The sequence below is a fragment of the Bradyrhizobium sp. LVM 105 genome, assembly GCF_003957705.1.
GTDB classification, from domain to species: domain Bacteria; phylum Pseudomonadota; class Alphaproteobacteria; order Rhizobiales; family Xanthobacteraceae; genus Bradyrhizobium; species Bradyrhizobium frederickii.
The window spans coordinates 1048420-1067799 of the sequence record NZ_QZMV01000001.1; the positions used below are offsets into that span (position 1 = coordinate 1048420).

15 protein-coding genes are annotated in these 19380 nt (G+C 65.8%); 10 read left to right on the forward strand and 5 right to left on the reverse strand.

Annotated elements, in window-relative coordinates:
* Positions 1–5 precede the first annotated feature (5 nt).
* Together D6B98_RS04965 and galE are read right to left on the reverse strand one after the other, a co-directional pair.
* Entirely contained in the window at positions 6–1808 is a 1803-nt protein-coding gene (locus tag D6B98_RS04965; protein ID WP_126255771.1) for an ABC transporter ATP-binding protein, read from the reverse strand.
* 118 nt (positions 1809–1926) lie between these two features.
* Positions 1927–2940, reverse strand: coding sequence for a UDP-glucose 4-epimerase GalE (gene galE, locus D6B98_RS04970; protein WP_126255772.1), 1014 nt, complete (start codon positions 2938–2940; stop codon positions 1927–1929).
* Positions 2941–3066: 126 nt separating this feature from the next.
* Between galE and D6B98_RS04975 the strand changes: the two genes are divergently transcribed.
* Positions 3067–4104: a glycosyltransferase family 4 protein gene (locus tag D6B98_RS04975; RefSeq protein WP_126255773.1), complete on the forward strand. Its 1038-nt coding sequence runs from the start codon at positions 3067–3069 to the stop codon at positions 4102–4104.
* 175 nt (positions 4105–4279) lie between these two features.
* Here the strand turns inward: D6B98_RS04975 and waaF are convergent, their stop codons facing one another.
* Entirely contained in the window at positions 4280–5350 is a 1071-nt protein-coding gene (waaF, locus tag D6B98_RS04980; protein ID WP_126255774.1) for a lipopolysaccharide heptosyltransferase II, read from the reverse strand.
* A 154-nt stretch (positions 5351–5504) separates the two neighbouring features.
* Here waaF and rfaD point away from each other — a divergent pair, with 154 nt between their 5' ends.
* The 5 genes from rfaD to D6B98_RS05005 all read left to right on the forward strand — a co-directional run bounded on the left by rfaD (position 5505) and on the right by D6B98_RS05005 (position 12254).
* Positions 5505–6485 carry an ADP-glyceromanno-heptose 6-epimerase gene (gene rfaD / locus D6B98_RS04985; protein ID WP_126255775.1) on the forward strand — a complete coding sequence of 327 codons (981 nt, stop codon included), beginning with the start codon at positions 5505–5507 and terminating at the stop codon, positions 6483–6485.
* A gap of 12 nt (positions 6486–6497) precedes the next feature.
* Entirely contained in the window at positions 6498–7982 is a 1485-nt protein-coding gene (rfaE1, locus tag D6B98_RS04990) for a D-glycero-beta-D-manno-heptose-7-phosphate kinase (RefSeq protein ID WP_126255776.1), read from the forward strand.
* Positions 7979–9265 carry an O-antigen ligase family protein gene (locus D6B98_RS04995; protein ID WP_126255777.1) on the forward strand — a complete coding sequence of 429 codons (1287 nt, stop codon included), beginning with the start codon at positions 7979–7981 and terminating at the stop codon, positions 9263–9265. The genes rfaE1 and D6B98_RS04995 overlap by 4 nt, the downstream gene beginning before the upstream one ends.
* An 84-nt stretch (positions 9266–9349) precedes the next feature.
* The gene (locus D6B98_RS05000; RefSeq protein WP_164718387.1) at positions 9350–11263 is read left to right on the forward strand and encodes a nucleoside-diphosphate sugar epimerase/dehydratase; all 1914 of its coding nucleotides are present in this window, start codon (positions 9350–9352) and stop codon (positions 11261–11263) included.
* 43 nt (positions 11264–11306) lie between these two features.
* On the forward strand, positions 11307–12254 hold the full coding sequence (locus tag D6B98_RS05005; RefSeq protein ID WP_126255779.1) for an NAD-dependent epimerase/dehydratase family protein: 948 nt from the start codon (positions 11307–11309) through the stop codon (positions 12252–12254).
* Here D6B98_RS05005 and D6B98_RS05010 read toward each other — a convergent pair.
* Together D6B98_RS05010 and D6B98_RS05015 are read right to left on the reverse strand one after the other, a co-directional pair.
* Complete coding sequence (locus D6B98_RS05010; RefSeq protein WP_126255780.1) at positions 12242–13261, reverse strand: MraY family glycosyltransferase; 1020 nt, start codon at positions 13259–13261, stop codon at positions 12242–12244. The two genes, D6B98_RS05005 and D6B98_RS05010, sit on opposite strands and share 13 nt — an antisense overlap.
* Complete coding sequence (locus D6B98_RS05015; protein ID WP_126255781.1) at positions 13258–14217, reverse strand: lysylphosphatidylglycerol synthase transmembrane domain-containing protein; 960 nt, start codon at positions 14215–14217, stop codon at positions 13258–13260. Before D6B98_RS05015 ends, D6B98_RS05010 begins: the two co-directional genes overlap by 4 nt.
* Before the next feature lie 221 nt (positions 14218–14438).
* Between D6B98_RS05015 and D6B98_RS05020 the strand changes: the two genes are divergently transcribed.
* The 4 genes from D6B98_RS05020 to D6B98_RS05035 all read left to right on the forward strand — a co-directional run bounded on the left by D6B98_RS05020 (position 14439) and on the right by D6B98_RS05035 (position 19236).
* Entirely contained in the window at positions 14439–15428 is a 990-nt protein-coding gene (locus tag D6B98_RS05020; protein WP_126255782.1) for an NAD-dependent epimerase, read from the forward strand.
* A gap of 7 nt (positions 15429–15435) precedes the next feature.
* Positions 15436–16848 carry a mannose-1-phosphate guanylyltransferase/mannose-6-phosphate isomerase gene (locus D6B98_RS05025; protein WP_164718388.1) on the forward strand — a complete coding sequence of 471 codons (1413 nt, stop codon included), beginning with the start codon at positions 15436–15438 and terminating at the stop codon, positions 16846–16848.
* A 180-nt stretch (positions 16849–17028) separates the two neighbouring features.
* Positions 17029–18033 (forward strand): Gfo/Idh/MocA family protein, encoded by a 1005-nt coding sequence (locus tag D6B98_RS05030; protein WP_126255784.1) that lies wholly within the window; start codon positions 17029–17031, stop codon positions 18031–18033.
* A gap of 51 nt (positions 18034–18084) precedes the next feature.
* On the forward strand, positions 18085–19236 hold the full coding sequence (locus tag D6B98_RS05035; RefSeq protein WP_164718415.1) for a DegT/DnrJ/EryC1/StrS family aminotransferase: 1152 nt from the start codon (positions 18085–18087) through the stop codon (positions 19234–19236).
* Positions 19237–19380: the final 144 nt, after the last annotated feature.

Sequence of the window (19380 nt, forward strand, 5' to 3'; positions counted from 1 at the left end):
GAACTCTATGCGGTTGCGCTGATCGGCGCCAGGGCGACGTCGTGGTGGTGTTGCAGGCGGAAGAACGAGGCGTAGCGGCCGCCGCGGCGGAGCAACTCGTCATGCCGGCCCTGCTCGACGATCTCGCCACCCTCGACCACCAGGATGCTATCTGCGTGCATGATGGTGTGCAGACGGTGGGCGATCACGATGGTGGTGCGGTTTTGGCAGAGATGCTCAATCGCCTCCTGCACCTGCCGCTCGGACTCCGAATCGAGCGCCGCCGTGGCCTCGTCCAAGAGGATGACCGGCGCGTTCTTGATCAGCGCGCGCGCCACCGCAATGCGTTGGCGCTGGCCGCCGGACAGCTGCGTGCCGTGCTCGCCGACCGGGGTGTCGTAGCCGAGCGGGAAGCCCATGATGAAATCATGCGCGCAGGCCGCCTTCGCCGCCTCGATGATCTCGTCCTCGCTCGCGCCCGGCTTGCCGAAGGCGATGTTGTTCCGGATGGTGTCGCGGAACAGATAGACGTCCTGTCCGACATAGGCGGTCTGCGAGCGCAGCGATTTGCGCGAGACCGCGCCGATCGACTGGCCGTCGATCACGATGTCGCCCTGCGTCACCTCATGGAAGCGCAGCAGCAGCGCCAGCACGGTCGATTTGCCGCCGCCGGAGGGGCCGACCAGCGCGGTGACCTTGCCGGGTTCGGCGACGAAGCTCATGCGGTTGAGCACGGTCTCGCCGGTGCGGTAGGCGAAGCTGACGTCGCGCAGCTCGATCCGCGCGTCGGTGAGCTTCAACGCCGGCTTGTCGTCGTCGGAGCGCTCGCTGGCAGGGCTGTCGACGACTTCGAGCAGCATGCGGGCGCCGACCAGCTGGCTGTTCAGATCGATGTTGAGCCGCGCCAGCCGCTTGGCCGGCTCGGTCGCCATCAGGAACGCTGTCATGAAGGAGAAGAACGCGCCGGGCGTGGCGTTGAGCGCGACCACGCTGTAGCCGCCGTACATCAGGCAGCCGGCGACCGCGAAGCCGCCGAGCATCTCCATCAGCGGGTTGGAGCGGTTGGCGACGCGCGCCATCTTGTTGGCGTTGCGCTCGACGATCGCGATGTTCTCGTCGATGCGCTTCTGCATGGTCTCTTCCAGCGTGAACGCCTTGACCGTGCGGATGCCCTGCAGCGATTCCTGCATCGTCTCCATGATGTCGGCGGTGCCGGTGAACTGGTTGTAGGCGAGGCCTTTGATGCGCTTCACCAGCTTGCGCAGGACCAGCATCGCCGGCGGCACCACGACGAGGCCGATGAACGACATCAGCGGATCCTGCCACACCATCACGCCGATCATGGCGAGCAGCATCAACAGGTCGCGGCCGATGGCGTTGACCAGCATGTTGAGCACGTCGGTGATCGACTTGGCGCCGGCCGTCAGCCGCGCCAGGAATTCGGAGGAATGGCGCTCGGAGAAGAAGCCGACGCCCTCGCGCATCAGTTTTGCGAAGAGCTGGCGCTGGTTGGTGGCAAGGATCGCGTTCGAGATCTTGGTCAGGATCACCATGTGGCCGTAGGTCGCCACGCCCTTGATGAAGAGCAGGATCACCGTGAGCCCCGAGAACATCGCGATGCCGGGGATGTTCTTGTCGACATAGGCCTGGTTGATGACCTGGCCGAGCACGTAGGTCGCGCACGCGGTCGCGCCCGCGGCCACCGCCATCAGCGCGAAAGCAGCGAGGTAGCGCCGCCAGTAGACGATCCCCTGTTCCGTGACCAGGCGGCGCACCAGGGCCATTGCCGCATAGGGATCGTCGGTGATTTTCTTTGGAAACTGGGCCATCCGGTGTCCATTGACGGCGCAGGACAAAGCCTGCCCGCGCGTCAGGGATCGATGGGCCTCTGTGCCCGCTCAAGCGGGGTTTTTCAAGCCCAATTAAGGGCTTGCGCTTGGGATGATTCTAGGCCGAGGCGGCGTGGCGAAGCTCGCCATGGCGCTCGCGGAACAGCTTGTCCTCCCATGCCAGAGCGTGGGCCGCGATGGTCTCGAGGTCCTCGTATTGCGGCTTCCAGTCCAACAGTCCGCGGATGCGGCTGGTGTCGGCGACCATGGTCATGATGTCGCCCGGCCGGCGCGGCGCGTATTGCACGGCAAAGCTGCGGCCCGACACGCGTCGCACGGCGTCGATGGTCTCCAGCACCGAATAGCCGCGGCCGTAGCCGCAATTCAGCGTCGTCGAGGCACCGCCATTGCGCAGATATGCGAGGGCCGAACGATGCGCCTGCGAGAGGTCCGTGACGTGGATGAAGTCGCGAATGCAGCTGCCGTCGGGGGTCGGATAGTCGGTGCCGAACACGTCGATCTTGGCGCGCTGGCCGGTCGCGGCTTCCACCGCGATCTTGAGCAGATGCGTGGCGCCGACGGTGGCGAGGCCGATGCGGGCGTGCGGATCGGCGCCGGCGACGTTGAAATAGCGCAGCGTCACGTATTGCATGCCGTAGGCGGCGGCGACGTCGTGCAGCATGATCTCGGTCATCAGCTTCGACGAGCCATAGGGCGACAGCGGCCGCGTCGGCGCGTGCTCGGGCACCGGGACCTGGTCCGGATCGCCATAGACGGCGGCGGTCGAGGAGAAGATGAAGCGATTGATGCCGCGCTTGACCGCCACATTCAGCAGGTTGCGCGCGGTCATGAAATTGTTGCGGTAATAGCCGAGCGGATCGCGCATCGAGTCCGGGACGACGACGGAGCCGGCGAAATGGATGATGCTCTCGATGTCGTGCTGGGCGATCACGCCCTCGAGCAGGTTCTCGTCGCCGGCATCGCCGATGAACAGCGGCACGCCCTCGGGCAGGTAGGCGGAGAAACCGGTCGAGAGATCGTCGATCACCACGACGTCCTCGCCGGCTTCCGCCAGCGCGAGCACCGTGTGACTTCCGATATAGCCGGCGCCGCCGGTGACTAGCACGGTCATGATCTCACCCGTCTTCGATCAACGCTGCAAGCTAACGTCTGCGTGGTGAAGAGGGGGTATCGGCGCGGCCGAACTGGTCACTATGCTTAATGTTGCGTATAGGGGGCCGGTCAAATGGAGCGTGACGTGGCCGATTCCCCCGGCGATCTCGAAGTGATCGTGCCAAATCTGCACAGGCGCTATTCCGGGGTCACCGCGACCAACCGGATGGTGGCGCCACGGCTGGCGAAGCTGTATCGCGCCGCCTGGTTCGGCTCCGACGCTCCGGCGGGGATTGCGCGCCTGGGCGTTGCCGGTTTTCTCAAGCTGTGGCGCCGCAACGCGCCGCTGATCTGGCATGCGCGGCGCAACAACGAGATGATCGCCGGCGTCGTGCTGCGCGCGCTCGGCTGGCCCTTGAGGCTCGTGTTCACCTCGGCGGCGCAGCGGCATCATAGCTGGATCACGCGCTGGCTGATCCGGCGCATGGACGCGATCATCGCGACGAGTGACATCTCGGCCTCGTTCCTGAAGGTGAAGGCGACGGTGATCCCGCACGGCGTCGACACCGACGTTTACGCGCCGCCGACCGATCGCGCTGCGGCTTTCGCCGAAAGCGGTCTGCCGGGCCGCTACGCCATCGGCTGCTTCGGCCGCGTGCGTGCGCAGAAGGGCACCGACGTCTTCGTCGATGCGATGTGCCGCCTGTTGCCGCGCTATCCGGATTTCACCGCCGTCATCGTCGGTCAGGTCACGGCCGAGCAGACGCCCTTTGCGAACGATCTGAACAAGCGCATCGAGGCCGCCGGCCTGCAATCGCGCATCATCGTCACCGGCGAGCTGCCGATCGAAGCAGTGCAGCGCTGGTACCAGCGGCTGACGATCTACGCCTTCACCTCACGCAACGAAGGCTTTGGCCTGACGCTGATCGAGGCGATGGCGGCGGGCAGCGCGCTCGTCGCCGCCCGTGCCGGCGCGGCCGAGCTCGTGGTGGAGGATGGTGTGAGCGGCGTGCTGGTCCCGGCGGGAGATGCCGACGCGCTCGCTGCAGCGCTGGAGCCGCTGATGTGCGATGTGGCCGCTGCGGCAGCGATGGGCGAGCGGGGGCGGGCGCGGGTGCTCGCAAAGTTCAGTCTCGATGCCGAAGCGGCGCGGATCGGCGAGGTCTATCGCCCGCTGCTCTGACGTGCCGCTCTCGGGCCCACAAACCAAAACCGCGAAAACAACCCCATGCACAGTAGCCGAGGCCAGCGAAATCAACGACTTGGCGCCTGCGCAGCTTTGCGGATTTCGCGAAGCTGGTTGACACGTCGGGCAAAACACCGGCACGATGTCATCATCGGCACAGGTCTTGCCAAGCTCACGTCGTCGCCCGCGCCCCAGCCTCGCTCAACACCCGCTGCGCAATCGCCACCACATCGCTCGCCGCGATATTCCGCATGCATCTGTGATCATTCATCTTGCAGATCGTGCTTTGGCAGGGCTGGCAGGACAGCGCCTCCTTGTCCTGCACCACGGTTTCGGCGAGGCCGTTGAGGGGGGCCCAGAGATAGGGGCTGGTCGGGCCGAAGATGCCCATGGTGGGCGTGCCCAGGGCGGCCGCGATGTGCATCAGGCCGGAATCGTTGGAGACGGCGACGCCGGCGGCCGCCATGGCCAGCACGCCGTTGCGCAAATCGTTGCCGGTGAGGTCCCGCACGCCAGAGCCGCCTGCCGCCACGATCTCCTGGGCGAGGCCCTTTTCCGCGGGGCCGCCGACCACCCAGACTTCCAGCCCGCGCTCGGCCAACAGGCGGGCGGCCTCGGGATAGTACGTCCAGCGCTTTGAGACGCCCACGGAGCCGGGAGCGAGCGCTACCGCAGCTCCGGCGCCGAGGCCGTTGGCCTGCCGCCAGCGGACGATGTCCTCGGCCGGGACCCGCAATTGCGGCACCGGCCATTCCGGAGGCAGGGGGGCCCGGTCGGGCTGGGCCAGGGCGGCGTTCTTGTCGATGAAGCGGGGCAGCTTCCTTTCGCCCCAGCGCCAGCGGTTGATCAGGCCGAACCGGAACTCGCCGACGAAGCCAACCCGCTCAGGAATACCGGCCAGGGCAGGCGCGATGGCGGCCTTCCAGGTGCGCGGCAGCACCAGGGCGGTGCCATAGTTCCGCTCACGCAGCAGCTGCGCCAAGGCCAGTTGACGGCCCACGGCAAGCCGGCCTCGAGGCAGGTCCCAGACGATCCCCTCGCGCACGCCGGGCATGTAATCGATCAGGGGAGCGCAGAGCGGGGTGGTGAGGAGATCGACCGGCCGGTTTGGCCAGCGTTCCTTCAGAACCCGTACGACGGTGTGATTCCGGACGAAATCGCCGATCCACATGTAGGGAATGATCAGAATCGGGCGGGTATCGCTCCGGTCTGGATCTCCACTAAGTTGTGAATTTTGGTTCATTCGTTGAAGGGGCCGCAATGATTTGGCGGTTCGGTAGCCGCTCCCGGCCGGCAGGTAAAGCCGACAAACCGCTCAATCCCAAAACCGCTTACACTTTAGCGGCTCATGCGCTACGGCAGGACCGGACCGCAAAAAATCGGGCAGGGATTTCGGAATGTTGCTGGTGACCGGCGGGGCCGGTTTTATCGGGTCGAATGTCGTGGCCGCGCTCAATGACGCGGGCCGCGGCGACGTCGTGGTTTGCGATCTGCTCGGCACCGAGGGCAAGTGGCGGAACCTCGCCAAGCGCCAGCTTGTGGATATCGTTCCGCCCGCCGAGCTGATGGACTGGCTGAAAGGCCGCAAGCTCGATGGTGTCGTCCATCTCGGGGCGATTTCCGCGACCACCGCGACCGACGGCGACCTCGTGTTCGAGACCAATTTCCGTCTGTCGATGCGCCTTCTCGACTGGTGCACGGCAAGCGCGGTGCCCTTCATCTATGCCTCCTCGGCGGCGACTTATGGCGACGGCGAAAGAGGTTTCGACGACGACGCCTCGATCCCCGCATTGAAGAAACTTCGGCCGATGAATCTCTACGGCTGGAGCAAGCACATGTTCGATCTTGCGGTCGCCGGGCGCGTGGCAAATGGCGATCCGCTCCCGCCGCAATGTGTGGGCCTGAAGTTCTTCAACGTGTTCGGCCCCAACGAATACCACAAGGGCTCGATGATGAGCGTGCTGGCGCGCCGGTTCGACGACGTCAAGGCCGGCCGCGTCGTGCAATTGTTCAAATCGCATCGCGAGGGCATCGCCGACGGCGATCAGCGCCGCGATTTCATCTATGTCGACGACGTCGTGCGTGTCGTCATGTGGCTCTTGGCGACGCCGTCAGTGTCCGGACTGTTCAACGTCGGAACCGGCAAGGCGCGCAGCTTCAGGGACCTGATGCTGGCTGCCTATGCGGCGCTCGGCACCAGGCCCAACATCGAATATATCGACATGCCTGAGCAGATCCGCTCGGCCTATCAGTATTTCACCCAGAGCGAGGTCGATCGGCTCCACCGCGCCGGCTATAACGGCGGCTTCACGACGCTCGAGGACGCGGTGAAGGCCTATGTCGGGGATTACCTCGACCGGCCCGACCGCTTCCGCTGAGGCTCTTTGACCATGCCGACGCCCATTCTCGATTTCGACGCTCTCGCGCAAGCCATCTCAGGCCGCACGGTGCTGTGCATCGGCGATATCATGCTGGACGAGTTCGTCTATGGCGAGGTGTCGCGGATTTCGCCGGAGGCGCCGACGCCTGTCATCACGGCCCAGCGCAGCGAGATCCATATCGGCGGCGCCGGCAACGTCGCGCGCAACGTCGCCTCGCTCGGCGCGCGCTGCATCTTCGTCGGCCTCGTCGGCGAGGACGATGCCGGCGTCCGGCTCAAGACGGCGCTGGACGAGCTCGCTGCAATCGAAAGCGTGCTGGTGTGCGATCCCTCGCGCCCGACCACGCGAAAAGTCCGCTTCGTCTCCGAACATTTTTCCACGCACATGCTGCGCGCGGATTGGGAGCAGGCGGCGCCTGTATCCGATGAGGTCGAGACCAAGCTGATCGAGGCGATCCTGCCGCAGATCGCGCGCGCCGATCTCGTGCTGCTTTCGGACTACGCCAAGGGCGTGCTGACGGCGCGCGTCATCCGCCACACCATCGACGCCGCGCGAAAGCTCGGCAAGCCAGTGATCGTCGATCCGAAGAGCCTGAACTGGGCGATCTATCGCGGCGCCACGCTGCTCACGCCCAACCGCAAGGAATTTTCGGAAGCGACGCGCAGCCGCGCCGACACGCCGCAGAGCATCGTCGATGCCAGCGAGGACGTGATGCGGCTCGCCGATTGCGAGGCGATTCTGGTCACCCAGGGCGAGCACGGCATGACGCTGGTGCCGCGCGGCGGCGAGGCTGTTCACGTTCCGGCGTTCCCGGTGAAAGTGCGCGACGTCTCCGGTGCCGGTGACACCGTCGCCGCCGCGCTCGCGGTGTCGCTTGCGGCCGGCGCGGACTGGGACACGGCATTGCGCATGGCCAACGCCGCGGCCGCCGTCGCCGTCGGCAAGCAGGGCACCGCCAGCGTAAGCGCGGCCGAGCTGCGCCGGAAGATCCTGCCGCATGCCAGTCTCGCGGCCGAGGAGAAGATCGTGCTCGATCCGGCCGCGCTCGACGCCCAGCTCGCCGAATGGAGGAGGCAGGGCCAGCGCGTCGGCTTCACCAACGGCTGTTTCGACATCCTGCATCCCGGCCACGTCAAGGTGCTGACTGCGGCGCGCGCCGCCTGCGACCGCCTGATCGTGGGCCTCAACAGCGACGCCTCGGTGCGGCGGCTCAAGGGCGCGGAGCGGCCGGTCCAGGACGAGCGCGCGCGAGCCGAGGTGCTCGCCGCGCTGGAGGCCGTCGATCTCATCGTCATCTTCGAGGAAGACACGCCGATCGACCTGATCAGGCGGATCAAGCCCGGCGTGCTGGTGAAGGGCGGCGACTACACCCGCGAGCAGGTGGTGGGCCACGAGGTCGTCGAGCAAGCGGGCGGGGTGGTCGTGCTGGTCGACATCCTCCAGGGCTTCAGCACGACGGCGCTGGTGCATCGCGCCCGGGGAGGGGGCAAGTGACGGTGCTCGCACGCGAGACGACCGGCGAAATGTTGCTTCGCCGCCTGCGCAGCCCGGCCGCCTGGCGCGAGACCGTCGATATCTTCGCGGTCCTGACCGCAGCCTCGCTGCCCTGGTCGACCTCGCTTGCGGGAATCTTCAACGCGCTGATGCTGCTCTGCATGGTGCCGTTCCTCGACGTCCGCGCGTTCCTGGAGTCCTTGAAGCGTCCGATCTGTGCGGCCCCGATCGCACTGGTGCTGCTGGCGCTGGTGGGAACACTCTGGTCGGACGCGACCTGGGGCGCGCGCTTCTATGCGGTCAATCCGACCGTGAAGCTGCTCATGCTGCCGCTGCTGCTCTATCATTTCGAGCGATCGCCGCGCGGGCACTGGATCTTCATCGCCTTTCTGGTGTCCTGCGCCTTGTTGTCGGTGATGTCCTGGCTGGTCGCCTTCTACCCGAACCTCGCGCTCAAGACCGATCCGCCCGAGCGGGGCGTCTTCGTCAAGAACTACATCGACCAGAGCCAGGAATTCGCGCTTTGCGCGGTCGCGCTGGCCTATCCAATCGTGACATTGCTGCGCGAGAAGCGCTACTGGCTCGCCGGACTGCTGACGGCGCTGGCGCTGAGCTTCTTCGTCAACATGACCTTCGTGGTGGTGTCGCGTACCGCGCTCGTCACCATTCCGATCATGCTCGGCGTGTTCGCGCTGCTCCACCTCAAATGGCGCAGCATCGCGATCATCTCCGCCGCCCTGCTCGCCGGCGCCGTTCTGGCCTGGCAGGCCTCCCCGCAACTGCGCCATACTGCCGAGCGGTTTACCAACGACTACGCGCGTTATGTCGAAAGGGGCGAGGCGACCTCCATAGGCCTGCGGCTCGAATTCTGGCGGAAGTCGCTGAGCTTCTTGGCGGAGGCGCCGATCATGGGACACGGCACCGGCTCGACGCGCGGATTGTTCGAACGCGCCGCGGCGCCCGCCGGTCAGAACCGGGCGTCGGCCGAGGTGATCGGCAATCCCCATAACCAGACACTCAACGTTGCCGTGCAATGGGGCGCGATCGGCATCCTCATTCTCTACGCGATCTGGATCCTGCATCTGCTGTTGTTTCGCGGCGACGGGCTCGCCAACTGGATCGGGCTCCTGGTGGTGGTGCAGAACGTCTTCACCTCGCTGTTCAACTCCCATCTGTTCGACTTCCATGAGGGCTGGATGTACGTCATCGGCGTCGGCGTGGCCGGCGGCATGGTGATCCGGGCGCAACGGGGCCGGGCGAAGATGGGGGAAGCCGGTTCCTGAGCGGCCGCGCGGCTGGCAAGTCTGGTCCAGATGGGCTATCAGCGCGGACAGGTTGCATCTAACTGGATTTTCATCGGTCGGCGGATGACGCGTCTCTCGCATCTCACCTCGCGCAATTTCCTGATCGCGCTCCACGATTTGCTGGCGACGACGGCGGCGCTTTTTGCCGCCTTTTACGTGCGATTCGAGGGCGGCGACGACTTCTTCGACCGTCTGCCGCTGCTGTTCCAGATCCTGCCCTATTTTCTGGCCTTCAGCGTGGTCGTGTTCTTCGTCTTGAACCTGACCACGACGAAATGGCGCTTCATCTCGCTGCCTGACGCGCTGAACATCATTCGCGCGGCGACCGTGCTGACGGTTGCGCTGCTCGTGCTCGACTACATCTTCGTTGCCCCCAACGTTCGCGGCGCCTTCTTCCTCGGCAAGGTGACGATCATTCTCTACTGGTTCCTGGAGATCGCCTTCCTCAGCGCGCTGCGCATGACCTATCGCTATTTCCGTTATACGCGGGTGCGGCGTCATGCGCGGACCGGGGAGGCGGCACCGACGCTGCTGATCGGCCGCGCCGCGGACGCGGAGGTGCTTCTGCGCGGCATCGAGAGCGGGGCAATCAAGCGCATCTGGCCGGTCGGCGTCTTATCGCCGTCGTTTGCGGACCGGGGCCAGTTCATCCGCAACCTGCCGGTGCTGGGCGGCATCGACGATGTCGAGGACGTCATTGCGGACTTCGCCAAACGCAACAAGCCGATCGCCCGCCTCGTGATGACGCCGTCGGCGTTCGAGCCGGAGGCGCATCCGGAATCGGTCCTGATGCGTGCACGCAAGTTGGGTGTGATCGTCAACCGGATGCCCTCGCTTGAGAGTGGCGATACGCCGCGGCTCACCGCCGTCGCGGTCGAAGATCTCCTGCTGCGGCCGAGCGAGGCGATCGACTATGAGCGCCTGGAGGCCCTGATCAGCGGCAAGGCGGTGATCGTCACCGGCGGCGGCGGCTCGATCGGTTCCGAGATCTGCGAGCGCGTCGTCGCCTTCGGCGCCGCGCGGCTCCTGATCGTCGAAAACTCCGAGCCGGCGCTCTACGCGATCACGGAACGGCTCGCTGCGCGGGGTGCGGCAGCCGAGATCGAGGGGCGGATCGCCGACATTCGCGATCGCGAGCGCATCATGCGCCTGATGGCCGAGTTCAAGCCGGACATCGTGTTCCATGCCGCCGCGCTCAAGCACGTGCCGATCCTCGAGCGCGACTGGAGCGAGGGCGTCAAGACCAATATCTTCGGCTCGATCAATGTCGCCGATGCCGCGCACAGCGCCGGCGCCGAAGCCATGGTGATGATCTCGACTGACAAGGCGATCGAGCCGGTGTCGATGCTCGGTCTGACCAAGCGTTTCGCCGAGATGTACTGCCAGGCGCTCGATCGCGATCTCGCTGCAGCCAGCGGCAGTGGCAGGCCGAAGATGCGATTGATCTCGGTCCGGTTCGGCAACGTGCTGGCGTCGAACGGCTCGGTGGTGCCGAAGTTCAAGGCCCAGATCGAGGCCGGCGGCCCCGTGACGGTGACGCATCCCGACATGGTCCGCTACTTCATGACCATCCGCGAGGCCTGCGATCTCGTCATCACCGCGGCCACGCACGCGCTCGGCGCGCAGCGTCCCGACGTCTCGGTCTACGTGCTCAATATGGGCCAGCCGGTGAAGATCGTCGATCTCGCCGAGCGCATGATCCGTCTCTCCGGACTGCAGCCCGGCTACGACATCGAGATCGTGTTCACGGGCATGCGGCCGGGCGAACGCCTGTATGAGATCCTGTTCGCCTCCGAGGAGCCGACCCGCGAGATCGGCATTGCCGGCATCATGGCCGCGCAGCCGAACGAGCCGCCGATGCAGACGCTGCGCAAATGGATCAGCGCGCTGGAGCAGGCCGTCGCGCGCGAGGACCGCGCCACCATCAGGACCATCCTGAAGGATGCGGTGCCCGAATTCGGGTCGACGGCGGCCTGACCATGCCGGTCGATGGGTTGCGCGCTGTTCTGTCGGAGCAACGATGAGTGAGACAAAGCCGGTCGCGCTGGTAACGGGAGCGAGTGGCTTCGTCGGTCGTCACGTCGTGCCCGCATTGACACGCGAGGGCTGGTCGGTCCGCCGCGCGGTGCGCAGCTCGCAAGGGGCGGACGACGAGGTCGTGATCGACTCGATCGGCCCCGAAACCGATTGGCAGGCGGCGCTTGAAGGCGTCGACGCCGTCATCCATCTCGCCGCACGCGTGCATTATAAGAACGACGAGCACGCGGCCGAACTCCACCGCAAGGTCAATGTCGAGGGCACGCTGCGCCTGGCACGCCACGCAGCAACGGCCGGCGTGCGTCATTTCATCTTCATCAGCACCGTTCTGGTGCACGGCCGCAGCAATGACGGCCGCGCGCCGTTCAGCGAAAGCGATTTGCCGACGCCGCGTGGCCTCTACGGCACATCCAAGGCCGCGGCCGAGGCGGGCTTGAGCACGCTGGCCCGCGACGTCGACATGAAGATCTCGGTGATCAGGCCGCCGCTGATCTACGGCGCGCATGCCAAGGGCAATTTCCCGCTGCTGGCGCGCGCGGTCAGGCTGGGGCTGCCGCTGCCCTTTGCGGCGATCCGCAATCGCCGCAACTTTCTTGCCGTGCAGAACCTGTCGTCATTCATCCTGCATCGGCTGCGCCATCCTGACGCGGTGAGCAATTTCGAGATCTTCCTGCTGGCCGACCGGGAGCGGGTCTCGACGCCTGAATTCATCGCGTGCCTGGCGCGCGCCTCCGGCAGGACTGCCCGGCTGTTCAGCGTCCCGCCGAACCTGCTCGGCATGGTCCTCCGCTTGATGGGGCGTCAGGAGATGCAGGACGGGCTGATCGGCTCGCTCGAGCTCGACATCTCGAAAGCGATCGCCACCGGATGGCAGCCGCAGGTCTCCCTCGACGAGGGGGTGCGGCTGGCGCTGTCGGATCAGGACGCCTGAGTGCGGGAAAAGCGTCGCAGCACGAAACCAACGGCGACCGCGCCGGCGACCAAGGACGCAACAATGATCGTCGTCGAGCCGGCGCGAACGGTGACGATGGCAAGCAACGCCAGCACGAGATTGAGCGCGAATACCTCGCCGATCACCCGCGGGACCGTGAACCCGTTGTCGGTTGCGCGTTGATAGAAGTGGGTGCGGTGCGCCGACCAGAACGGCTCGCGCCTGACGATGCGCCGAAGCAGCGTGATGGTGGAATCCGCAAGGTAATAGGCCGGCAGCAGCAGCGCCGCGGCGGGTTGGCCGTGCCAGGCGAGCTCCAGCAGGCACCAGCCGAGCAACAGGCCGATCGGCAGGCTGCCGACATCGCCCAGGAAGACCCTTGCGACCGGACGGTTGAACGGCGCAAAGCCGAGCATGGCGCCGCACAGCGCGGCGGCGAGCAGTCCGACCGGCCACGAGAGATCCCCGAGCCATCCGAGCAGCAGCAGCGCCGCGGTGACCGGCACGACTTCCGCCACGGTCATCAGGTCGAGCCCGTCCATGAAGTTGACGAGGTTCACGAACCAGACTCCGGCGAGCAGAACGAGGCCGCGCTCGAGCGCAAGCGGCAGCGCCGGCACGATGCGTGCGGTCTCCGGCGCGGTGAACACCACTGCGCCGACGCAGGCCGCCTGCAGCACCAGCCGCACGAGCACGGGCAGCGATACGATGTCGTCGGCGAAGCCGACCAGCGCGATCACGACCGTCGCAGCGACCAGCGCCGGCGGGATCGCGACATTGGCCGAGGCGCCCCAAAGCGAGGCGACGATCAGGGTCGCGGCAATCACCGCGATGCCTGCGCCCTGCGGGGTCGGGATGCGATGTGAGGACCGCGCGTTCGGTCGCGCCAGTGCGTAGCGCTGGAGCAGGGGACGGCTGGTCCAGGTGACGAGCGCCGAGATCAGCGCGGCGATCGCAACGGCAAGCAGCACGGGCGCGCCGGCGAGTGCTTCGGTGGTCGAGCTCACTCCGGCACCCCGATCGGAGCGGCCCCTTGCGCGGCCTTTTCCGCGCTGAGGATCCAGACCAGGCCGCCGACCGCGCCGACGATGAAGAACACGGCGCCGTACAGCAGCGAGATGTTGACGCCCTCGTTGGCGGCAAGTCCGGCGAAGCCGAACGCCAGGCCCATCGTGGCCTCACGCACGCCCCAGCCGGCGATCGAGATCGGCATCATCGTGATCAGCATCACGGGCGGCACGAGCAGAAAGACGTCGCTGAAGCGAACCGGAGCCGCGATCGACTGCACCACGCACCAGGCGATGACGACGGCGAGCACATGAACGAGGATCGACAGGATCGCGATCACCGGTCCGCGGCTGCGACTGAAGATCACGCGGTTGGCGATCACCGCGCAGGCGTGAAGATGATGTGTGGCCCACCAGGTCTTGAGCCACCGCCATTTCAGGGCGCCGAAGATCAGGAAGCCGACGCCGCCGGTGAGCGCCAGCAGGTCGATGAGCAGCAGCGCCGAGCGCCCGTGCGGATCGGTGATGAGGGTGTAGCTCCAGGGTAGGCTCGCGACGATGAGAATCGCGAGCGCGATCAGGCCGATCGCGCGATCGACGAAGATCGAGTAGGTGGCTGCACGCCAGCCGGCGCCGGCGCGCGCGACGAGCCAGAGCCGGACCGCGTCGCCGCCGATCGCCGACGGCAGGGTCTGGTTGAAGAAGGAGCCGATCACGTTGTAGCGCATGGCACGGCCGAGCTCGAGCGGCGCGCCGCAGACGGCACTGATCTGGCGCCAGCGCAGCACGCCGACGAAGATCTGCAGAAACGTGATTGCGATGGCCACGCCGATCCAGAGCAGGCTGGTCGCGGTGAAACGCGAAAACAGTTCGGTTAGATCGACCTTGCGCAGCGCCAGATAGAGCAGCGCCGCGGAAGTCACGATTTTGGCCGCAGAAAGCAGGATTCGGCGCATTTCGCCCGCATGAACAGGGTTTGCGAAGATTTGAGGCAATCCGACGCGAGGCGCCGAATTCGGCCGCTTTGGTATGGTTTTGGCGCCGATCTTGCAATAGCCCTCGTTCAATTGCCCTCGTTAAGGACGCTGAGAGGAGTCCTCATGAAGCGCTGCGGGCCTATTGCGAGCCGATCGAGCTGGCGGCTAAACAGGGCCGGCTTGGATCCCCAGGGAACAGGATGACAGATCAGGCGATTTTGGTTACCGGCGCGGCCGGCTTCATCGGCTTTCACGTCGCCCGCCAGCTCCTGGGCGAAGGCCGGTCCGTCGTCGGGCTCGACAATCTCAACACTTATTACGATCCGGCGCTGAAGAAGGCGCGACTTGCGCTGCTCAGGGGCGAGCCCCGCTTCTCTTTCGTCGAGGCCGACCTCGCCGACCGCGAGACGATGGCCGCGCTGTTTGCGCAACATCGTTTTGCCAAAGTCGTGCATCTGGCGGCGCAGGCCGGCGTGCGCTACTCGATCGAGCAGCCGCACGCCTACGCCGAGTCCAATCTCGTCGGATTTCTCAACGTGCTCGAGGGCTGCCGCAATAACGGCTGTCGTCATCTCGTCTACGCCTCGTCATCCTCCGTTTACGGCGCCAACACAAAAATGCCATTTGCGGTTGCGGACCGCACCGATCATCCGGTGAGCTTTTATGCCGCGACCAAGAAGGCGAACGAGGTGATGGCGCAGTCCTACAGCCATCTCTATCGCCTGCCGGTCACGGGCCTGCGCTTCTTTACCATCTACGGGCCATGGGGACGGCCCGACATGGCCATGTTTCTGTTCGTGAACGCCATCATGGCCGGCAAGCCGATCCGGCTCTTCAACCACGGCAGGATGCGTCGCGACTTCACCTATATCGATGACGTGACCCGTGTCGTATCCAGGCTGATCGATCTTGTGCCGGCGGAGGATCCTTCTGCCGCAAATGCGCCGTTTAAGCTCTACAATGTCGGCAATCACCATCCGGAGGAACTGATGCACGTCGTCGGTCTTCTGGAGCGGGAGCTGGGCCGGACGGCGATCAAAGAATTGCTGCCGATGCAGCCGGGAGATGTGCTGGAAACGTTCGCGGATGTCGAGGATTTGATGCGCGACACCGGCTTTGCACCGTCAACGCCGATCGAGCATGGGGTCCACAATTTTGTCACCTGGTATCGGGACTACTTCAAGGTTTGAGATGACGATGGACAAACGCATAATCCCCCTGATCATGTGCGGCGGCGCCGGCACGCGGCTGTGGCCGGCTTCGCGCGAGGTGCGGCCCAAGCAGTTCCTGCCGCTGTTCGGCACGCGCTCGACCTTCCAGGACACGCTGCTGCGCGTCTCAGATCCACAGCTGTTCGACCGGCCGATCGTCATCACCAACGCGTCCTATCGCTTCATGGTGCTGGAGCAGCTCGCCGAGATCGGTATCGAGGCCGACGTGATCCTCGAGCCGATGCGCCGCGATTCCGGACCGGCGATCGCGGCCGGCGCGGTGTTCGCGCAGAACCGCGCCAGTGAAGCCATCGTGCTGGCGCTCGCCGCCGATCACGTGGTGCAGGACAATGCCGCCTTCGTCGCCGCCTGCCGCGAGGGCCTTAACGCCGCGAGCACCGGGCGCATCGTCACCTTCGGCGTCAAGCCGGAGCGGCCGGCGACCGAATACGGCTACATCAACCCGGGCGAGGTGATCTCCGGCGAGGTGCATGCGGTGGCGCGCTTCGTCGAGAAGCCGGACGCGGTGAAGGCCTCCGACTACGTCAATTCCGGCTATTTCTGGAACAGCGGCAACTTCATGTTCCCGGCGAGCGTGCTGCTCGACGAATATCGCAGGGTCGATGCGGCAAGCGTCGAGGCCATCACCAATGCGGTCAACAATGCCGGCCGCGATCTCGGCTTCGTCACGCTGGAGCCGGAGGCATTCGGCGCGGCCAAGGCGATCTCGATCGACTATGCCGTGATGGAGAAGACCTCGCGCGCGGCCGTGGTGCCGGTGTCGTGCGGATGGTCCGACGTCGGCTCCTGGCACGCGGTGTGGGAGCTGTCGGAGAAGGACACGCAGGGCAATGCCGCGCACGGCACCGCCGTGTTCGAGGATTCCCGCAACTGCAACGTCACTACCGACCAGGCGCTGGTCGCGCTCGAAGGCGTCGACGATCTCGTCGTGGTCGCAACCGCGGATGCGGTGCTGGTCTCGCGCCAGAAGGATGCCAACGGCCTGAAGCGTCTCGTCACCAAGCTGAAGGCGGTCGCGCCCAAGGTCACTGAGGAGCATCTCAAGGTGCACCGGCCCTGGGGCAGCTACCAGTCCGTCGACAACGGCGAGCGCCATCAGGTCAAGCGCATCGTGGTGAAGCCGGGCGGGCGGCTGTCGTTGCAGAAGCACCACCATCGCGCCGAGCACTGGATCGTGGTCCGCGGCACCGCGCAGGTGACGGTCAACGAGACCGTCAAGACGGTGCACGAGAACGAGTCGATCTACATCCCGATGGGCGCCGTCCACCGGATGGAGAATCCGGGCAAGATCCAGCTGGAACTGATCGAGGTCCAGACCGGCTCCTATCTCGGGGAAGACGACATCATCCGGATTGAAGACGACTATCAAAGGTCGTAACCACCAAACTCCGAATCACGAGACCCGGGCCAACAGGCGATATTTTTCCGCTTAAGGCCCGGGGAACGTGTAACTTTTTGAATCAAATCGTGTCCGGGCCGCGAAGGCGGCATTCGCCACAAATGTGGCGTCCGTGCTAGAAGCGCGCCGGGGATTTGCGTTGAATCGGGGTTTGCTCAGATGAGTTCCAAAGGATCTGCACCGGCAAAGGCCGGCTTGCGCGTCGGCGTCATTGGTGCCGGCGTGATGGGCAGCAATCATGCGCGTGTGCTGAGCGGCCTGCCCGGCGTCAGCCTCGTCGGCGTCGTCGATCCTTCGCACGCGCATCGCGCCCGCGCGACGGAACTTGCCAATTGCCCGAGCTTCGAGACGCTCGACCAGCTCATCGCCGCCGGCGTCGACGCGGTCACCATCGCGGCGCCGACGCATCTGCATCACGAGGTCGCGCTCGCCTGCATCGCCAGGAACATCCACGTGTTGGTCGAGAAGCCGATCGCGTCCACGGTCGCAGAGGGCCGCGAGATCGTCGCCGCCGCGCACAAGGCCGGCGTGACGCTGATGGTCGGCCATGTCGAGCGCTTCAATCCGGCGGTCGCCGCCGTCAAGCAGGCGATCGCGGGCGAGGACATTCTCTCCATCGCGATCACCCGCGTCGGCCCGTTCCCGCCGCGCATGTCCAATGTCGGCGTCGTCATCGACCTCGCCGTGCACGACATCGATCTGATCCGCTGGTTCACCGAATCCGACATCGTCGAGGTGCAGCCGCAGCTGTCGAGCGCGGTCGCCGAGCGCGAGGACATCGCGCTGCTCCAGTTCCGCACCGCCAACGGCGTGCTCGCCCACATCAACACCAACTGGCTGACGCCGTTCAAGGCGCGCAGCGTCACGGTCGCAACCCGCGGCAAATACGTGATGGGCGATCTCTTGACGCGCCAGGTTACCGAGTGCTTCGGCTTCAAGCCCGACGGCAGCTACTCGATGCGGCATCTGCCGGTCGGACATGACGAGCCGCTGCGCGCCGAGCTGATCGCGTTCCTCAAGGCCGTGCGCAACGGCGAGACGCCGGCGGTCACCGGCGACGAAGGCGTCGCCAGCCTCGAGATCGCCACCCAGTGCCTGGAGACGCCGTCACGGCCCGCGGCCAAATCGCCCGCCCTCAAGGGGCCGCGCCGCGTCGTCGGCTGATCCCTTTCCATGTCGACCGCTCAAGACCAGCAAGGCGCCAAGAACCAGGCCATGAACCAGCATCTGCGTTCCGAACCCATTCCCTTCATTGACGTCGCCTCGCAGCGCCGTCGGCTCGGCGCCTCGCTCGATGCCGCCGTCAAGCGCGTGCTCGATCACTGCCAGTTCGTCAACGGTCCGGAAGTGTTCGAGCTCGAGAAGCAGCTTGCGGCCTATTCCGGCGCCAAGCATGTCGTCGGGTGCGCCAGCGGCACCGACGCGATCCTGATGGTGATGATGGCGAAGAATGTCGGGCCTGGCGATGCCGTGCTGTGTCCGTCCTTCACCTTCATCGCGACAGCCTCGCCGGTGGCGCGGACCGGCGCGACGCCGGTCTATGTCGACGTCGACGAGGCCACCTTCAACATGAGCCCGGACTCGCTGAAGCGCGGCATCGCGACCGCGCGCAAGGCCGGCCTCAAGCCGGTTGCGGTGATTCCGGTCGACCTGTTCGGCCAGCCCGCCGATCACGACGCCATCGCCGAGATCGCGAAAGCCGAAGGCCTGTTCGTGCTCGATGACGCCGCACAAGGGTTCGGCGCGAGCTACAAGGGCCGCAAGCTTGGCACCTTCGGGCTCGCCACGGCGACCAGCTTCTTCCCGGCAAAGCCGCTCGGCTGCTTCGGCGACGGCGGCGCCATCTTCACCGATGACGACGAGCTCGCGGCGACGCTGCGCAGCATCCGCGTGCACGGGCAGGGCGTCGACAAATACGACAATGTCCGGCTCGGCCTGACCGGCCGGCTCGACACCATGCAGGCCGCGGTCCTGATCGAGAAGCTGAAGATCTTCGACGACGAGATCGCCGCCCGCAACAGGGTCGCCGAACGCTACGCGCGGGGGCTCAGCAACGTCGTCACCGTGCCGCGCCTGGCGCCGGGCAATACCTCGGTCTGGGCGCAATACACCATTCGCCTGCCGAAGGGGACCGACCGCGACGGTTTCGCTGCCGCGCTCAAGGCCCAGTGCGTGCCGACCGCGATCTATTACGGCAAGTCGATGCATCAGCAGACCGCCTACAAGCAATACCCGGTCGCCGAGGGCGGACTGCCGGCTTGCGAGAGCCTGTCGCAGGACGTCATCAGCCTGCCGATGCATGCCTATCTGACCGAAGCCGACCAGGAACGAATCATCGCCGCCGTCCGCGGCGCGCTCGCGGGCTGAATCCTTCGCGGCTTCTTCACCTCTCCCGCTTGCGGGAGAGGTCGCGCCGAAGGTGCGGGTGAGGGCTATGCCCTCTGAGGGCTTCGTTGTTGAGACCCTTCTCCTCAGCCTCCCGCAAGCGCAGGGCTATCGCATTTGAGGTCC

What these genes read in the sequence shown, in the direction of transcription:
- D6B98_RS04965 (WP_126255771.1), bottom strand. Translation starts at nt 1,808, where the DNA reads ATGGCCCAGTTTCCAAAGAAAATCACCGACGATCCCTATGCGGCAATG.
- galE (WP_126255772.1), bottom strand. Translation starts at nt 2,940, where the DNA reads ATGACCGTGCTAGTCACCGGCGGCGCCGGCTATATCGGAAGTCACACG.
- waaF (WP_126255774.1), bottom strand. Translation starts at nt 5,350, where the DNA reads ATGAACCAAAATTCACAACTTAGTGGAGATCCAGACCGGAGCGATACC.
- rfaD (WP_126255775.1), top strand. Translation starts at nt 5,505, where the DNA reads ATGTTGCTGGTGACCGGCGGGGCCGGTTTTATCGGGTCGAATGTCGTG.
- rfaE1 (WP_126255776.1), top strand. Translation starts at nt 6,498, where the DNA reads ATGCCGACGCCCATTCTCGATTTCGACGCTCTCGCGCAAGCCATCTCA.
- D6B98_RS05000 (WP_164718387.1), top strand. Translation starts at nt 9,350, where the DNA reads ATGACGCGTCTCTCGCATCTCACCTCGCGCAATTTCCTGATCGCGCTC.
- D6B98_RS05005 (WP_126255779.1), top strand. Translation starts at nt 11,307, where the DNA reads ATGAGTGAGACAAAGCCGGTCGCGCTGGTAACGGGAGCGAGTGGCTTC.
- D6B98_RS05015 (WP_126255781.1), bottom strand. Translation starts at nt 14,217, where the DNA reads ATGCGCCGAATCCTGCTTTCTGCGGCCAAAATCGTGACTTCCGCGGCG.
- D6B98_RS05020 (WP_126255782.1), top strand. Translation starts at nt 14,439, where the DNA reads ATGACAGATCAGGCGATTTTGGTTACCGGCGCGGCCGGCTTCATCGGC.
- D6B98_RS05025 (WP_164718388.1), top strand. Translation starts at nt 15,436, where the DNA reads ATGGACAAACGCATAATCCCCCTGATCATGTGCGGCGGCGCCGGCACG.
- D6B98_RS05030 (WP_126255784.1), top strand. Translation starts at nt 17,029, where the DNA reads ATGAGTTCCAAAGGATCTGCACCGGCAAAGGCCGGCTTGCGCGTCGGC.
- D6B98_RS05035 (WP_164718415.1), top strand. Translation starts at nt 18,085, where the DNA reads ATGAACCAGCATCTGCGTTCCGAACCCATTCCCTTCATTGACGTCGCC.